The sequence below is a fragment of the Flavivirga aquatica genome (assembly GCF_001747085.1).
Lineage (GTDB): Bacteria > Bacteroidota > Bacteroidia > Flavobacteriales > Flavobacteriaceae > Algibacter_C > Algibacter_C aquatica.
This window is the reverse complement of record NZ_MDJD01000049.1, coordinates 157,983-175,022: the sequence shown is the minus strand read 5'-3', so window position 1 is coordinate 175,022 and position 17,040 is coordinate 157,983. Positions and strand designations below refer to the sequence as shown.

The following is a 17,040-nucleotide window of genomic DNA, read 5'->3' as shown; positions in this document are numbered from 1 at the left end:
AACACGATAAAACGCAAAAAAAATCGATTAAGTGTGATTACATTCACGCAAAACCCTTAATTTTATTAGGATTTTTACGCAAAAAAAAGTATATGAAACCCGTTTTAGATAATTCCTACAAAACATTATTTAGTGAGGTTTTTCTACATAATCGCTTTCTTAAAAATTACAAATACAGAAATATTTATACACAAATTCTATAAAGCTAATAATCAATTTATTAAAAAAATATTTACTATTTTAAAGCGAAATAAAATAAATTATCCAATATAATAGAAGAGATAAATAATTAGAAAGCCATTAACCCCAATTCTTCTAATTAAAAACAGCTAAGATCAAACAAACCATTTAGGATAATAACATAAAAAACAAACAAACAAGCCTACTAAATTTTAAGACAGAGACATAACATACTTCTTAGGCGTAGTACCATATTTCTTTTTAAAAGCTGCAATAAAATGACTAGATGTACTATAACCAACCTTTAAACCTACTTCGTTTACATTATCGTTTCCAGCTTCCAACAACTTTCTAGCAACCTCCATTTTGTAATCAAATAGAAAACTAAAAACCGAATCGCCGTAAATTTGCTTAAATCCTTCTTTAAGCTTTTTAAGGCTCAACCCTATTTCATCTGCAAGCTCTTGTAAACTTGGTGGTTCTGCCATTCTTGATATTATAACATCTTTAGCTTTTCTAATCTTAATTACATTAGTTTCATCTACCAAAAACGGACATTGTTCTACATCGGCATCTTCACTTCTATTAAAATACAAACTCAAAAGCTCATAAGCCTTCCCTTTAAAATAAAGTGATTTTATAGACTGGTTAAAATTATAATTAATGAGTTGATTTAACACAATAGCCATCGATGGAGAAATGACACCGTCCTTATAATATTTCTTATCCTTATTATCTTCACTTAAAAATGTGATATAATCAGCTTCTTGCGAAAATAAACCATGAAACTTTTTAATTGATATTAAGACAGAAACAATCCATGAATGCGGGTTTATATCAAGATTAATAGGTAAATCTCTTTGAGGATTATATAGCAACAATGAATTTTCTTCAAGAATATTTAATCTATACCTTCCTTCATTAAAAATAAACTGGCTTGATCCTTTTACACAAAAATGAAATTGAATATAATCACTATCTATTTCTTTCGCAACAGACTGTACATCAACACCTTCATTCTTATAAGCAAGAACTAAAACCCCCTCATCTACTTTAGTTTCATCAAAAGAACTTTGAGCGATACTTTTATTTCCTTTTATTTCATCATTCATAAACAACCTATTTAGATTTATTCTAAATTATATGTCGTAAACCTGCATAATACATTACAAATGTATGACATTTATCATAAATTTATAAAAAACAACCATAAAAAACCACAAACGATACTAAAAGTTCTTTAAGCGTTATTTTTTTAATGAACATCAACATATTTTTGTCTCATATTTTCAAGGATTAATATGCAGAAGTATAACATTTCAAGAAGTAATTACTTTTATGCCATTGGTTTAAGTTACAAAAAAGCCGATGCAGACATAAGAGGGCACTTTAGTTTGGACGAAGAATCTAAGCTAGCATTGCTCAATCAAGCTAAAGAAAACAATATTGAAAGCTTGGTAGTAACATCTACTTGTAACAGAACCGAAATTTATGGTTTTGCACAGCACCCTTTTCAATTAATCCAACTACTTTGCGATAATACAAGAGGTACCGTTGAAGAATTTCAAGATGTTGCTTATATCTACAAAAATAAAGACGCCATTGCTCATATGTTTCGCGTAGGTTCTGGCTTAGACAGTCAAATACTTGGAGATTTCGAAATTATTAGTCAATTAAAAAAAAGCACTAAACTTTCAAGAAAACACGGACTTCTTAATAACTTCACAGAACGCTTAGTAAATGCTGTTATTCAAGCTAGTAAACGCATTAAAACCGAAACCGAAATATCTTCAGGAGCAACATCTGTATCTTTTGCCTCGGTTCAATATATCTTTAACTCTGTAGAAGACATTTCTAATAAAAATATTTTATTATTCGGAACAGGAAAAATAGGCAGAAATACTTGTGAAAATCTAGTAAAACATACCAAAAATGATCAAATAACTTTAATTAACAGAACCAAAACTAAAGCAGAGCAAGTTGCAGGAAAGTTTAATTTGATAGTTAAGGACTATGCCAATTTACAAGAAGAAATTACTAATTCTGATATTTTAATTGTAGCTACAGGTGCCCAACGCCCAACAATAGATAAACACATCATTCAGTCAAAAAAGCAACTATTAATTTTAGACTTATCAATACCTAAAAATGTTGATGCTAATGTTGAAACACTAGACAATGTTACTCTAGTACACTTAGATGATTTATCTAAAATAACAGACCAAACATTAGAAAAACGCAAAAAACATATTCCTTTAGCTGAAACTATAATAGAAGAAGTTAAAACTGAATTTAATAACTGGCTAGAAACCAGAAAATTTGCACCAACAATAAAAGCTTTAAAACATAAGCTAACAAATTTTGCAACAGCAGAATTAGATGCGCAACGTAAAAAAAATGCTGATTTTAACGAGGCTCAAGCTGAATTAATTAGCAATAACATTATTCAAAAAATCACTAACCACTTTGCTCATCACTTAAAAGATGATGATACTTCTACAGACGATAGTCTCGAACTTATTAAAAAAGTATTTAGGTTAGAAGGAACTCTAAACAATGTCTAAAACCATAAGAATTGGTACGCGCGATAGTGAATTAGCACTATGGCAAGCCAAAATAGTACAACAACAACTTGAAAAACTAGGTCACAAAACAAAACTCGTTCCAGTAAAATCTACTGGAGATTTAGTTTTAGACAAACCGCTTTACGAACTAGGCATTACAGGTATATTTACCAAAACCTTAGATATAGCGATGTTAAATTATGATATCGATATTGCGGTGCACTCCTTAAAAGACGTACCAACCCTTTTACCAAAAGGCATCGTACAAACAGCAGTTTTAAAACGAGGTAATGTAAACGACACCTTAATTTTTAAAAACAACGAAGAATTTTTAGGTTCCAAAGAAGCTATTATTGCTACAGGGAGTTTAAGAAGACGTGCTTTATGGTTAAATAGATTTCCATCACACACCATTGTAGATTTACGCGGCAATGTAAACTCACGTTTACAAAAGCTAAAAGATAACGAAGACTGGAATGGGGCAATTTTCGCTGCAGCTGGTATAGGTCGTATTGGCTTAAGACCAGAAGAAGCTATTAATTTAGATTGGATGATTCCAGCTCCCGCACAAGGTGCTATCATGATTACTGCACTTGAAGAAGATGAAGAAACTAGGGCAATTTGTGCAGAACTTAATCATGAAGAAACTGAAATTTGCACAAACATAGAACGTGAGTTTTTAAATAAGCTAGAAGGTGGTTGTACCGCACCTATTGGAGCCTTAGCTTATATAAAAGATGAAGAAATTAACTTTAAAGGCGTTTTATTAAGCCCCGATGGCACTAAACGAATCGATGTTACCAGAGTTAAAAAAGTAGGAGAACATAATGATATGGCATCATATTGTGCCGATTTCATTATAGAACGTGGCGGTAAACGTTTAATGGATAAAATGAAACATTCAAACAAAAAAACGAATGTATTTTCAACAAAATCCTTTACAGAAGACCAACGCTTATTATTTCATGAAAAAGTAACAGCAGAAAGTGACGATTTCATTAAAATAAGCACCAATAGAATACATCCACGTTTCTTTAAAAACGAAATTCAAAACGTTATAATAACCAGCAAAAATGCTGTTGAATCTTTGCTAGCAAACTACTCAGCAATAGAGTTACAATTTAAAAATATTTACTGTGTTGGTCGTCGTACCAAACGTTTAGTAGAGAACAGAATAGGTAAAGTTAAGCACACAGAAAAAAATGCTCAAAAACTTGCCGAGTATTTAGTAGAATATATAGAAGGTACAGAAGTTACCTATTTCTGTAGCGATATTAGGTTAGACGCATTACCAACAATACTTTCTGAAAACAATATAAAAGTTAATGAAATCGAAGCCTATCAAACCAAATTTGATGGTCGCAAAGTAAATGAATCTGTTGAAAGCGTTATGTTTTATAGCCCATCTACAGTAGAAAGCTTTATTAAGGAAAATGACAATGAAATTATCGCTTTTTGCATTGGAGAAACCACAGCAACAGAAGCAAGAAAACATTTTAAAGATGTTAGAATAGCCAAAATACCTACAGTAGAAAGCGTTATTGAGTTGGTAAACGCACATTATATTTAAACATCTTTTTTAAACTTTATAGATAGTAAATAAAAAAGTTGAATTTTCAATTAAAAAAATCCGTCTTCACGGGAATGACAAAAGATATGAGTATTAAAAACGATTTATTTTTAAGAGCATTAAAAGGAGAAACAGTAGATCGTCCACCAGTTTGGATGATGCGTCAAGCAGGACGTTATTTACCAGAATTTATAGCCATTCGCGAAAAATACGATTTCTTTACGCGTTGCCGCACCCCCGAATTAGCCAGTGAAATTACTGTACAACCTATTCGTAGATATGGTATGGATGCTGCTATTTTATTCAGTGACATTTTGGTTATTCCACAAGCCATGAATATTGAAGTAGAAATGAAACCAAATTTTGGGCCATATTTACCAAATCCTGTTCGCTCTCAAAAAGACGTAGGTAATGTTATTGTACCAGACGTAACCGTAGAATTAGACTATGTATATCAAGCCATAAGAGCAACCAAAGCATTATTAAACGATGAAATTCCTTTAATTGGTTTTGCTGGTTCACCATGGACTATTTTATGTTATTGTGTACAAGGTCAAGGCAGCAAAAACTTTGACAAAGCGAAGGAGTTTTGTTTTACAAATCCAATTGCAGCACACCAATTACTACAAAAAATAACAGATACCACCATTGCATATCTAAAAGAAAAAGTAAAAGCAGGTGTTAACGCTGTGCAAATATTCGATTCTTGGGGAGGTATGTTATCTCCAACAGATTATCAAGAATTCTCATGGCAATACATCAATCAAATTATTGAAGCATTAAAAGACGATGCACCAGTGATAGCCTTTGGAAAAGGTTGTTGGTTTGCACTAGGTGACATGGCAAAATCTAATGCATCTGCATTAGGCGTAGATTGGACATGTTCCGCACGTAATGCACGTTATTTAACAGGAGGTAATATCACGCTTCAAGGAAATTTTGACCCTTCACGTTTATTATCGCCCCCAGCCGAAATAAAGAAAATGGTACACCAAATGATTAACGACTTTGGCAAAGACAAATATATTGTAAACCTTGGACATGGTATACTACCAAACATTCCATTAGACCACGCCAAAGCATTTATAGATGCAGTAAAAGAATATAAATAATTTATTCTCGTGAATACTTTAAATTACAAATTAGAACGAATTCAATACATTTCTTTTAATGCGTTTTTTAATTTAATTCAGACGAACAAAACATATATTCAAAAAGGATTTTCTGGTACTGTAAAAAGGTGTGAAACTAAAGAAACTTCAGAAAAACTATTTAAAGAATGGGTTTCAGAAGAAAACAATAATAATTGTTTTACCTTTTTTATTAAAGACACTATAAAAAACACAATAGTTGGCTTAATCAATATTAAAAACATTGATTACAGTGTTAATAAATGCGAAATAGGATATTTTATCGCAAAAGATTATGCAGGTAACGGTCTAGTATCTAAATTCACTTCAGAAATTGTAACATATTGCTTTGATATATTACATATGAATAAAATCTTTATCCGTATTGCTCCCGAAAATATTGGGAGCCAAAAAGTAGCATTAAAAAATGGATTTAAACAAGAAGGGATTTTACGAGAAGAATACAAAGGGCATCTAGGTAAATTAGAAGATGTTATGTATTTTGGTCTATTAAAAGGGGAGTATTTAAAAGACAAAACATGATTAAAGACATTTCATTAGGAATCAAAGCCTATTTTGGAGCTTTTAGTTTAATATCCAAACTAAAACTCTGGAGGTATTTTACAATCCCCATGCTTATTAGTTTTGTAACAGCACTTGTTATTGGACTTATCTCATATAGTCTATCGGACAATATTGGCAACTTTATTTCACAAGTATGGCCTTGGGAATTTGGTAAAAAAGTATTTTCTTATTTCAGTTCTATTCTTGGTGGTTTAATTATAATTGTAATAGGCATTATTTTATATAAGCACATAATCATGGCATTATCTGCTCCATTTATGAGCCCCGTTTCAGAAAAAATAGAAGCTTACTTAACAACAAATACCACTCACAAACACAGAAATACAACCTTTAAAGAACAGTTATGGAGAGGTATTAGAATAAACATAAGAAATCTATTCATGGAGTTACTCTTAACCATTCCATTATTAATATTAAAATTTATACCAATTATTAATATACTATCTACCATAATGCTCTTTTCTCTGCAAAGTTACTATGCAGGTTTTGGTAATATGGATTATACTTTAGAACGCCATTTTAAATACCGCGAAAGCCTTCAATTTGTTCGTAAACATCGTGGCTTAGCTATAGGTAATGGTATTGTTTTTATGCTATTTTTATTAATTCCTATAATTGGTGTTATATTAGTATTACCCTTATCTGTTACCGCAGCCACAATAAAAACAGTAGATGCTTTAAAACTTAACACCAATGTAGCAAATGCAAACGCAGCTTAGTTTTGACAACTTCTATATAGAACCTATTAAAATACAAGATGCTTGGAAACTTTGCGATTTTATAGTTGCTAATGAAACCCGTTTAAAACGCTATTTTCCTAAAACATTAGAACAAAATTTAACTCCAGATTTATCGAAACTTTTTGTAGAAAAAAAGACAAAACAATTCAAAAAAAAGGAAGAATTTTTATTCACCATTAAAGAAAAAAAAACCAATCATTTAGTAGGTTTAGCATATTTAAAAGAATTGGATTGGAATAAAAAACAAGGTGAGTTCGCCTATTGTACTGGCTATACTTTTGAAGGCAAAAAAATAATGAGTAAAACCATTCATTTATTAGCCAATCACGCCTTTAACAACTTAGACATAAAAACCCTTCAGATTACTGTTCATAAAAGTAATATTGCCAGTATAAAGGTCGCAAAAAATTGTAATTTTACTTGGGTCAAAACATTAAAAAATGAATATACCCCAATAGGAGAAGCTCCTTTAGATATGGAACTCTACGAGCTATACAACAAAACAAATATCGAACAAAACTAAACCTTAAAATATTGTGAATCCTACAAACATTAATAATGTTTAAAAAAGACTCCTGTTTTAATAAAAAATATGATTTAACACCAATGAAAGACAAGTTTTACCAATACATTCAAAGGTTACAAGATACCATAACTTCCAAGCTAGAAGCTATTGATGGAAAAGCTAAATTCCAAGAAGATATCTGGAAACGACCAGAAGGTGGTGGTGGGCGTACACGCGTTATTGAAAACGGTAACGTTTTTGAAAAAGGAGGTGTTAACATTTCTGGAGTACATGGTAAATTACCAAAATCTATGCAGACCTATTTTAAAGTAGGAGATGTCGATTTTTTTGCTTGCGGATTAAGCTTGGTATTGCATCCTAAAAACCCAATGGTACCAACGGTACATGCTAATTGGCGCTATTTTGAAATGTATAATGAAAATGGAGATATTATAGATAGCTGGTTTGGTGGCGGGCAAGACTTAACTCCTTATTATTTATTTGATGAAGATGTTAAACATTTTCATCAAACCTGTAAAACAGCTTGCGACAATCATAATCATGAATTTTATCCAAAATATAAAGCTCGTTGCGATGAGTACTTTTATAACACACATAGAAATGAAGGCAGAGGTATTGGTGGCTTATTCTTCGATTATTGCAAAGCTTCAGAAGATATGTCTATGGATAATTGGTACAACTACGTAACCGAAGTTGGAGATAGTTTCCTTAATGCTTATACACCTATAGTAGAAAAACGAAAAGATTTACCTTATACAGAAGCGCAACGTAACTGGCAAGAAATTCGTCGCGGACGTTACGTAGAATTCAATTTAGTACATGACAAAGGCACACTTTTCGGTCTAAAAACCAATGGCCGTATAGAAAGTATCCTAATGAGTTTACCTCCACATGCACAATGGGTCTACGACCACCATCCAGAAACTGGAAGCGAAGAAGAACGCTTAATTAAAATATTACAAGCACCTATTAATTGGGTTGATTAAGATGAATTGTTACTGCGGAAGTTTAAAAACATACGCTAATTGCTGCGAAAAAGCACATAAAGATATTAATAACGCCTTAACAGCAGAGCAATTAATGCGCTCTAGATATAGTGCATTTGTATTAGCAAATGGCGATTATTTAATGCAAAGTCATCATACAAAAACGCGACCTATAAAAGAAAAAAAATCCATTGTTAAATGGGCAAAATCTGTACAATGGATAAAACTAGAAGTATTGAATAGCACTAAGGGTATGCAAAATGATACCGAAGGCACAGTAACATTTAATGCCTATTTTTACGAAAATGGAAAAGTGGATATTATTCACGAAAAATCTGCTTTCGTAAAAGAAAACAAGCAATGGAAATATTTAGGACTAAGTCAATAATAAAATAAAACAACAGCACACGAATATGTTGAAAACCATTAAACGATCCTTATTAATTATTAATTGGAAAACATTAGTTATTACGGGCTTATCTGTAGCCTCGACAGCTTTTTGTTTACACTTTCATATTAAAGCGGATTTCCCCCTAACACTTATTGGTACTGCTATTGTATTTCCAATAGTCTTTTCTATTGGTGGCGCCTATAAACGCCGTGAAGTTGCTTTAGACGAATATGGATCTATAAAAGCGCATGGTAGAGCACTATACTTTGCAGTATCGCATTGGTTAGAAAATCCACCGCAAGAACTAAAAACCGAAGTCAAACTACACCTTGAAAACTTATTGAGTTCCTGTACACTAGTATTTACAAACCCTGTTCAAGATTTAGAAGAAACTGAAAAAGGTGTATATCAAAATTTCAACAATCTTTCTGTATTTATAAAAAGTTTACGCGCTCATGGCTTGCCATCTGGAGAAGCCTCACGTTCCAATCAGTTTTTAAGCAAAATGATGATTTCTTTTGAACGTATTAAACATATTTACCAATACAGAACACCTCGTACATTACGTACCTATAGTGATATATTTATTGTTGTTTTACCAATTATTTACGGGCCTCATTTTGCAGAAAACGTAACCAGCTACAACTATGGTTTACAATTTGCTGTTCCTGTATTATTTAGTGTTATTTTAGTAGCGCTAGACAATATTCAATCTCATTTAGAAAATCCTTTTGACCAACAAGGCGAAGATGATGTTCAATTTAATGTTGAAAAATTTGTTAGGAATTTAGAGTAATTTATTTCCATATACTAACCATTCTACTCGTTTTTAAAAAAGAACTGCTAACATGGAATAAGCGTGATTTTAAAAGCATTTTTCTTCCTGCTAATTGTCTTGTATAAATTAGTTTAGAACTACCCATATATGTTTTCCAATGTTTTTGAAAAACTAACGCATTTTTTTTCCTGTCTCCAAAAATTTCTGGAACCGAATAAAAATTTTCTATATCAAACTTCTTTTTTAAAAAATTAGTTTTAGTTATTAAATAACGAGGTGATTTTATCGGAGACAGTAATTCATCTAGTGCTTTAACAAAAAGCGTTTCTTCTAATTGGGTTCCTCCTGATAAACCACAAAATACAGCACCTCCATTTTCAACATAAGATTCTACTCTAAGGTACTTTATATCTGTATCTAAAAAATTTAATTCACTAAATGTCTTTAAAACAACATACCCAATCTTATTAACTTTTTTATACAAAAAGCCATGTTTTATATATAAACCTATTGCTTTATATAATTTATACCCAAAAGACAATAAAAAAGAAGCTATTAAAGCATACAAAAAAGCTAAAGTTCCTTTATTTAATACAACATTCAAATTTCTTAAGAAAAACTCAAGAAAAAATAACAACATAGCACCTGTTAAGTTTATAAAAATAAATCTTACAACATCTAAAAAGTACATTTCTTTTTGTTTCTTAAAAGATACTTTATTTAAATAATTGAGCTTTATTTTTTTGCTTATCTTCATCCCGTTACCAATAGATTCGTTCCATTTTTTTGCAGTAAAAGAACGATTAGAAGCTAACTTTAATGTGGCCTTGTTTAACACATCAATATTTTGTTCTAAAATGTATTCTGGAAAATCTAACCGTTGCATTCCGTTTTCTATAAAAGGATAATCTGTATTAGATATTCCTAAAAAAGTATCAAATCTCCTCCGTAATATTTCTACATCATGACCACCTGTTTTTTGAGTTGCATCTACACATGCTAAATGCCATATATTACCTGTTTTATTGGATTTTAATTCGTCTTTACGAATTGCTCTACCTCGCATTTGGTTTGACGACACAAAAGACCCTACAAAAGAAGCTAATATTAAACTATTAATAGAAGGCGCATCCCAACCTTCTCCAAGTAAAGATTTTGTACCTATTATAACTTGAATAATCCCTTTTTCGAATAGCTTAGTTATAATACTAATTATAGATTTTTTATTAGATTGACTAGTAGATATACTTAAAAAGCCATTATTTGTGTCTAGAGCATTATAAGAAAACACATCCTCCTCTTTTAAGTTATTAAAAGCTTTTATGATGTTTTGATGTATTATAACAATACTTCCTGTAAGCACTGCTATTTTTGATGCATTGGGAAAAGCTTCTTTAGTAAAATGAAAAATAGGAATAACGCCTATTTTATTAATTGTTGAAACGGCTTCTTTAGTGGTATTTAAAAATTCTTTTCTAATATAATCTGTTAAAATAACACAGCGTAAATCTTCTTTTAAACTATTACTTTCCGAACTCAAAATTTCAACAATACTTTTCAGTTTACTTTTACTATTGGTTAAAGATTTATAAATAGACTCTTGTCCAATAAAATCTACCTTTTTATTATTAAAAGCATGAAGTCTTTTTAATTGTTTTTCTAATCTTAAAATATAATCTTTATCTTCCAAAAGCTGCTCCCTATCATTTATTAAAATATTTTGAAATAGAATAGCTAACCAATTCAATGTCAATTCTGGAAACACAATAGCTTCAGATTTAGAGAAACCTAAAACTTTTAATTTCTCATATGAAATTTTAAGTCCTGCTGTATTTAAAAAAATTAATAATGAAGAAAAGTACTCTATATTACTGTATATATCTCCTAAAAACAAAGCAGTATCACTAAAAAATCGATGTTTTTTTAGAAATACAATAAACACATCATCGTTTACTAATTTATCTACAAAATCTGCTATTTCTCGTCTAAAATCAACAATTTTATTAATTTCTAAATCGTCTGGCTTAGAAAGGTATACAAAATCTTGATGTGGGCATAAATCTTGCTCTCTAACTAATTCTGGTATAGAAATCTCTTCGTCAATATCTCCACAAAGTTCAAAATATTTCGAGAGTTCTGCTTGCTCACTATCATAAGGAGGTGTTGCTGTTAAAGCTACAATATTAAATGCCTTATTAGCTTTTATCTTCATTAAACATTTCCACCATACATTTTTTAAGTGATGGGCTTCATCTAAAACAAAGACCTCTATTTTTTCTGTTTTAAAAAAAGAACAATACGCTTCATCTGTTTCAAAAGTTTTATAAAAAGCGTGTAACGACTGATAAGTTATAAAAGTTATATGCTCTGGGTTTTTAATATCGAAAGAGACCGATTTAAAATCTTGCTTATCAGTAAAAAACTGTTGCAATCTGTCTTCCCATTGATTTCTTATTGTTAGTGTTGGACTAAGAACAAGTGTTTTTTTATTTATTCTTTTTATAAGTTCAATACCTAATATCGTTTTTCCTGAACCAGGAGGAGCAATAAAATGAAAATGGTTATCTTCAATATATTTTTCAAAATTCTTTAATATTCTAACTTGATAGGTTCTCCATGAATAAATAAAGTTTAATTTTTCTAGCAATGAACTCAATATGAAAATTGTTATAATGATTAACTTTGCTAAAAATAATCAATTCCATAAATTGAATCGTTTTTTATTTAAAAATATAAACCATGTTCCCATTAAGAAGAAATAGAAGATTAAGAACCAACGAAGCCATTCGTTCTTTAGTTCAAGAAACCATAATAACACCTAATGATTTTTTAGTACCACTTTTTATAGTTGAGGGAAAAGGAATAAAAGAAGAAATTGCATCTATGCCTAACTACTTTCGCTATAGCTTAGATTTACTAGAAGGTGAAATTAAAGATTTATGGAAATTAGGTTTAAAATCGGTACTGCTTTTTGTAAAAGTGCCAGATAATTTAAAAGACAATAAAGGCACAGAGGCATTAAACCCAAACGGATTGATGCAACGCGCCATTAAAACCGTTAAAAATACATGTCCAGACATGTTGGTAATGACCGATGTGGCTCTGGATCCTTATTCTGCTTACGGACATGATGGTATAATTGAAAACGGACAAGTATTAAACGATGAAACTGCTGAGGTTTTAAGCGAAATGAGTTTATCTCATGCTCAAGCTGGAGCTAATTTTGTAGCTCCTAGCGATATGATGGATGGACGTATTTTATCCATTCGTGAAGCTTTAGAAGATGAAGGTTTTATTAACACAGGAATTATGAGTTATTCTGCTAAATACGCTTCGGCATTTTACGGTCCTTTTCGTGATGCCTTAGATTCTGCTCCTGTAGATATGGTTGACATTCCAAAAGACAAGAAAACATACCAAATGGATTACGCTAATCGTTTTGAAGCCATTAGAGAGACCGAAATGGATATAGATGAAGGTGCAGATATTGTTATGGTAAAGCCGGGTATTTCTTATCTTGATATTTTAAGAGACATTAAAAACGACGTAGATGTTCCTGTAGCCATATATCAAGTTAGTGGAGAATATGCTATGATTAAAGCTGCTGCCGAAAAAGGCTGGTTAAATCACGACCAAGTTATGATGGAAACGACCACGGCCTTTAAACGTGCTGGTGCCGATATTATAGCTAGCTATTTTGCCAAAGATGTTGTTAAGTTAATTTCTTAACTTAAAATACAGGTTCTAAATTTTAAAAAAATTAAAGCAATAAAGCATAATTCTATATTGTACTAATAGTTATTAGCTGAATAATTATTCTTATAAAAATTCAGAAATGAATAGTTTAATAGATCTTTTTAATTCAATACTCCCTATCTCAGATAATGAGCGCCTTTTAATGGAGGAAAGAATGAAAATTGAAACTTATAATAAAGGACAAAAACATAATACCAACGGAGAAATTTGCAAAAAATTAAGCTATATAAAAAAAGGGATTTTTAAAGTTGAAGGCTACAACTCTAATGAAGAAGAATTTATTAAATATTTTGCAATTGAAAATAATTTTGCTGTAGACTTAGATAGTTTTATAAATAAAGAGCCTTCCAAAGAAAATATAACAGCAATAACAGCTTGTGAAGTTGTTACTATAACAAGCACCGCTTTTGAATTTTTTGAAAAAAATATTTCGAATTTTTCACAAATTATAAACACTTTAAAAGCCAAGGCTTTATTAGAAAAATATACTGTTAAAAGTGAAATGTTTGTTGACGATGCTTACACTAGGTATAATAAGTTTATGCAAAGGTACCCAACAATTATTCAGCGCGTTTCTCAAAAGCATATTGCTTCACATCTTGGTATTTCTCAATATACTTTAAGTAGAATACGAGCCAAATAGCATTTTTTGCCATTTAGCAAAAATTCCTAAACTCCATCAATCTAATTTTGTAAAAACAAATACTTAGAACAATGGAAGAATCACAGAATAGAGTTGCTATAATTACAGGAGCATCAAAAGGAATAGGTGCCGAAATTGCTAAATCAATGGCAACAGAATTAAAGTTATTGTAAATTACAATACAGATAAAAACGGAGCAGAACATACTGTTAGTGACATTGAAAAAAATGGAGGTGTAGCAATTGCAATTCAAGCAGATGTTACAAAATCAGACGATGTTAAAAAACTATTTACCAAATCGAAAGAGGCCTTTGGAGAAATTAACATTTTGGTTAATAATGCTGGTACTTATAAATTTGAACCCATTGAAATGGTTACAGAAAAAGAGTTTCATAATCAATTCGACACCAATGTACTAAGCGTTCTTCTAACCACTCAAGAAGCTATAAATTATTTTGAAAAAAATGGAGGTAGTATTATAAACATTAGCTCTGTAGCAAGCGTTAAAGCAACACCAATGACATCTTTATATACAGCTACAAAAAGTGCCGTTGATGGTATAACAAGAGTTTTATCCAAAGAACTTGGAGCAAAAAATATTCGTATAAATTCAATATTACCAGGACCTACTCAAACAGAAGGAAATCCTATTAATACAGAAATGGAAACTTTTATTATTGCAAACACACCTCTTGGACGAATTGGAAAAACAAGTGATGTTTCTAAACTAGCTACATTTTTAGCTTCTAATGATGCCTCTTGGATAACAGGACAAAAAATAAGCATTTCTGGAGGGTTCGATTAAAGTGAAAATTTACACTTTTCAGAATAATAAAATATTAAATGCTTTGTTTCTTGATTTAATCACGAAACGTTAAATTGAGAAACAAAGTAAAATTATTTCAATACTACATCTAAATTATTCTACCGCTTCTTTATTTAGCAAGGTTTTTAAGAATAGTAGATAAGAATTGAGAAACATCATAAGGTTTTGGAATAATATCATTCATTCCCGAATTAAAAATCTTTATACGCATTTCTTTAACTTCAACAGCCGTTAAAGCAATAATAGGTATTTTAGAATTAAATTTTCTAACTTCCAATGTCGCTTCTATACCTGTCATTTTTGGCATATTAATATCCATAAGAACTAAATCGTAATCATGCTCCTTAATCATTAAAATAGCCTCTTCCCCATCATTTGCAGTACTAGATGTAAAATAATGCTTTTCAAGAATTCTCTGAGTAATTTTTTGGTTTATCTTATTATCATCAACTACTAAAATATGAATATCTCTATTTAGATTTTCGGAAGTACATTCTATAACATCTATTGACTTATTAGACATATTCTCTTTTAAATTACCATTCTTTTTAAAATCTAAAAAGAAACTAAATTCTGAGCCTTTACCTAAGTCACTTTTTAAATAAATATCACTCTCATACAAGTCTAATAGTTTTTTTACAATAGGTAAACCTAACCCTGTACCTTTATAACTATAATTTTCATTTACAACCTGATTAAACTCCTCAAATATAACCTCTTGTTTTTCTTCAGGAATGCCAATTCCATCATCTTTTATTATAAATTTTGTTTTATATTTCCCTTCATCAGTGACTTCAACATACTGTACATCCAGCCATACATTTCCATTTTCATTAAACTTAATTGCATTTCCTATTAAATTCATTAAAATTTGAGAAATCCTAATAGAATCTCCTATTAAAAAGTTAGGAACTTTATTATCAATATTTACAGAAAGCTTATTATTATTTTGCTCTAAACTAAATTCAAATGACTTTATTATACTATTAATTAAAACATTTAATTGAAAAGGTGTCTCTTCTAATTTTAGTGCCTCAGCATCCATTTTGTTGAGTAACAAAACATCATTAATTAAAGCCAAAAGATAATCTGCAGAAAACTTAAGAGAATTTAAATCTTTTGTATACTCCGAAAGTTTTTTATCCTCTTGAAGAATAGATGAAATTCCAATAACACCATATAAAGGTGTTCGTAATTCATGACTTACAGTTGAGAAAAACTTACTTTTTACTTTTGATAATCTTTCTGCCTTTTCTTTAGCTTCTGTTAATTCAATATTTTTAGTCTGCAGTTTATTTACATATTTATGTCTAGAATTAAGAAGTAAAAAGAAAGCTATTAATGCAAAAAGCAACACAAATGTTGTAATAATAAAAGCTGTTTTTATTTGATTTGTTTTCTTAAAAAGTTCATCCGAAAGTTTTTTCTTTTTCAATGCAACATCAAGATCTTTTTGATACTCTCTAATGTTAAATTTAGCACTCGCTATTTCTGTTGCTTCTAATTTTTCTGCATCAAAAATTTTTTCATCATGGTAGTTTGTTTTCTCAAGACTTAAATAAGCATTCTTATAATCCCCTGTGTCAAAATAAAGTTTTGTTAAAAAATTATAAACCTCTCCCCCTAGATCATGAAACGCTTTTTGATCTGCAACTGCTGCTACAGAAATGAGCTTTTTTTTTGCTAGCCTGTAATTCTTTTTTTGATAATGATACCTTCCAAATAAAAACCTAATAAATTCTTTATTTAATCTACTAATTTTAGGGTTTCCTGAAATAGAATTTGCCTTCTTCAAAATTTTAAAAGCTTCATCTTCTTGATTTAAATCCAAATAAGACCAGGCTAAATTTATATAAATGAGATATACCTCTTCTTCATTTTTTAATTTTTCATTTAATGCAACACTTTTTTCAAAAAAAACAATCCCCTTATCTTTTGTGTTTTCATTTTCACTATAAATCACTCCTAAATTAACATAACTCCAAGATATAAGGCTATCAGATTTACACTCCAAAGCTATTTGAAGCGCCTTTTCTGCATTTGCTTTAGCACTTATTGAGTCATCAATTTTACGATAAACAGTACCTAATAAATCGTATCCTAAAAATTCATGATAATCATCCTTATACAGCGTACTTAAATCTATAAGCCTTGAGCTATACTTTATAGCATCCTTATAATTATAAGACTCTAAGGATTTTACAGATTTTTTAAATATCGAATTTAATGTATCTCTTTTAGCAGAAGTTACATTTTGTGCTAAAACATAAGGGCCATAAATAATAATAAACAATAAAATAAAGCGCTTTATGCTTGTCATTATAAGAGAAAATCACGAGGTTACTATTGTAAAGTTATGACAATT

General features: G+C 30.3%; 15 protein-coding genes. 12 read left to right on the top strand and 3 right to left on the bottom strand.

From position 1 onward, the window contains the following. Window positions 1-392 precede the first annotated feature (392 nt). Window positions 393-1,292 (bottom strand): helix-turn-helix transcriptional regulator, encoded by a 900-nt coding sequence (locus A8C32_RS14060; protein WP_069831062.1) that lies wholly within the window; start codon window positions 1,290-1,292, stop codon window positions 393-395. 189 nt (window positions 1,293-1,481) lie between these two features. On the opposite strand from A8C32_RS14060, the gene hemA reads away from it, so the two are divergent. The 9 genes from hemA (at window position 1,482) to A8C32_RS14015 (ending at window position 9,468) form a co-directional block, all read left to right on the top strand. Continuing rightward, window positions 1,482-2,744, top strand: coding sequence for a glutamyl-tRNA reductase (hemA, locus tag A8C32_RS14055; protein WP_069831061.1), 1,263 nt, complete (start codon window positions 1,482-1,484; stop codon window positions 2,742-2,744). Continuing rightward, complete coding sequence (gene hemC, locus A8C32_RS14050) at window positions 2,737-4,314, top strand: hydroxymethylbilane synthase (RefSeq protein ID WP_069831060.1); 1,578 nt, start codon at window positions 2,737-2,739, stop codon at window positions 4,312-4,314. The genes hemA and hemC overlap by 8 nt, the downstream gene beginning before the upstream one ends. Window positions 4,315-4,388: 74 nt before the next feature. Next, window positions 4,389-5,426, top strand: coding sequence for a uroporphyrinogen decarboxylase (gene hemE / locus A8C32_RS14045; RefSeq protein ID WP_240491752.1), 1,038 nt, complete (start codon window positions 4,389-4,391; stop codon window positions 5,424-5,426). Between the two features lie 9 nt (window positions 5,427-5,435). Then, window positions 5,436-5,987, top strand: coding sequence for a GNAT family N-acetyltransferase (locus A8C32_RS14040; RefSeq protein WP_069831059.1), 552 nt, complete (start codon window positions 5,436-5,438; stop codon window positions 5,985-5,987). Further along, a complete protein-coding gene (locus tag A8C32_RS14035; RefSeq protein ID WP_069831058.1) occupies window positions 5,984-6,748 on the top strand; it encodes an EI24 domain-containing protein in 765 nt (254 codons plus the stop codon). Before A8C32_RS14040 ends, A8C32_RS14035 begins: the two co-directional genes overlap by 4 nt. Next, window positions 6,732-7,292: a GNAT family N-acetyltransferase gene (locus A8C32_RS14030; protein WP_069831057.1), complete on the top strand. Its 561-nt coding sequence runs from the start codon at window positions 6,732-6,734 to the stop codon at window positions 7,290-7,292. Before A8C32_RS14035 ends, A8C32_RS14030 begins: the two co-directional genes overlap by 17 nt. An 83-nt stretch (window positions 7,293-7,375) precedes the next feature. Further along, entirely contained in the window at window positions 7,376-8,281 is a 906-nt protein-coding gene (gene hemF / locus A8C32_RS14025) for an oxygen-dependent coproporphyrinogen oxidase (protein WP_069831077.1), read from the top strand. Window position 8,282: 1 nt separating this feature from the next. Further along, window positions 8,283-8,669: a YchJ family protein gene (locus tag A8C32_RS14020; protein ID WP_069831056.1), complete on the top strand. Its 387-nt coding sequence runs from the start codon at window positions 8,283-8,285 to the stop codon at window positions 8,667-8,669. Window positions 8,670-8,694: 25 nt separating this feature from the next. Further along, window positions 8,695-9,468 (top strand): hypothetical protein, encoded by a 774-nt coding sequence (locus A8C32_RS14015; RefSeq protein ID WP_240491751.1) that lies wholly within the window; start codon window positions 8,695-8,697, stop codon window positions 9,466-9,468. 1 nt (window position 9,469) lies between these two features. On the opposite strand, the gene A8C32_RS14010 is transcribed toward A8C32_RS14015, so the two are convergent. Beyond that, a complete protein-coding gene (locus A8C32_RS14010; protein ID WP_069831055.1) occupies window positions 9,470-12,106 on the bottom strand; it encodes a DEAD/DEAH box helicase family protein in 2,637 nt (878 codons plus the stop codon). A gap of 83 nt (window positions 12,107-12,189) precedes the next feature. Between A8C32_RS14010 and hemB the strand changes: the two genes are divergently transcribed. From hemB to A8C32_RS13995, 3 genes are all read left to right on the top strand, one after another. Beyond that, window positions 12,190-13,179, top strand: a complete 990-nt coding sequence (gene hemB, locus A8C32_RS14005; protein ID WP_069831054.1) for a porphobilinogen synthase — start codon at window positions 12,190-12,192, stop codon at window positions 13,177-13,179. 106 nt (window positions 13,180-13,285) lie between these two features. Beyond that, window positions 13,286-13,849 (top strand): Crp/Fnr family transcriptional regulator, encoded by a 564-nt coding sequence (locus tag A8C32_RS14000; RefSeq protein ID WP_069831053.1) that lies wholly within the window; start codon window positions 13,286-13,288, stop codon window positions 13,847-13,849. A 142-nt stretch (window positions 13,850-13,991) separates the two neighbouring features. After that, a complete protein-coding gene (locus A8C32_RS13995) occupies window positions 13,992-14,654 on the top strand; it encodes an SDR family oxidoreductase (protein ID WP_205635400.1) in 663 nt (220 codons plus the stop codon). Window positions 14,655-14,784: 130 nt separating this feature from the next. On the opposite strand, the gene A8C32_RS13990 is transcribed toward A8C32_RS13995, so the two are convergent. Beyond that, window positions 14,785-16,995 (bottom strand): tetratricopeptide repeat-containing hybrid sensor histidine kinase/response regulator, encoded by a 2,211-nt coding sequence (locus tag A8C32_RS13990; RefSeq protein ID WP_069831052.1) that lies wholly within the window; start codon window positions 16,993-16,995, stop codon window positions 14,785-14,787. Window positions 16,996-17,040: the final 45 nt, after the last annotated feature.

Coding starts and splice junctions, on each gene's coding strand:
- hemC (WP_069831060.1), top strand. CDS start 2,737: ATGTCTAAAACCATAAGAATTGGTACGCGCGATAGTGAATTAGCACTA.
- hemF (WP_069831077.1), top strand. CDS start 7,376: ATGAAAGACAAGTTTTACCAATACATTCAAAGGTTACAAGATACCATA.
- A8C32_RS14015 (WP_240491751.1), top strand. CDS start 8,695: ATGTTGAAAACCATTAAACGATCCTTATTAATTATTAATTGGAAAACA.
- A8C32_RS14020 (WP_069831056.1), top strand. CDS start 8,283: ATGAATTGTTACTGCGGAAGTTTAAAAACATACGCTAATTGCTGCGAA.
- A8C32_RS14000 (WP_069831053.1), top strand. CDS start 13,286: ATGAATAGTTTAATAGATCTTTTTAATTCAATACTCCCTATCTCAGAT.
- hemB (WP_069831054.1), top strand. CDS start 12,190: ATGTTCCCATTAAGAAGAAATAGAAGATTAAGAACCAACGAAGCCATT.
- A8C32_RS14030 (WP_069831057.1), top strand. CDS start 6,732: ATGCAAACGCAGCTTAGTTTTGACAACTTCTATATAGAACCTATTAAA.
- A8C32_RS13990 (WP_069831052.1), bottom strand. CDS start 16,995: ATGACAAGCATAAAGCGCTTTATTTTATTGTTTATTATTATTTATGGC.
- A8C32_RS14035 (WP_069831058.1), top strand. CDS start 5,984: ATGATTAAAGACATTTCATTAGGAATCAAAGCCTATTTTGGAGCTTTT.
- hemE (WP_240491752.1), top strand. CDS start 4,389: ATGACAAAAGATATGAGTATTAAAAACGATTTATTTTTAAGAGCATTA.
- hemA (WP_069831061.1), top strand. CDS start 1,482: ATGCAGAAGTATAACATTTCAAGAAGTAATTACTTTTATGCCATTGGT.
- A8C32_RS14060 (WP_069831062.1), bottom strand. CDS start 1,292: ATGAATGATGAAATAAAAGGAAATAAAAGTATCGCTCAAAGTTCTTTT.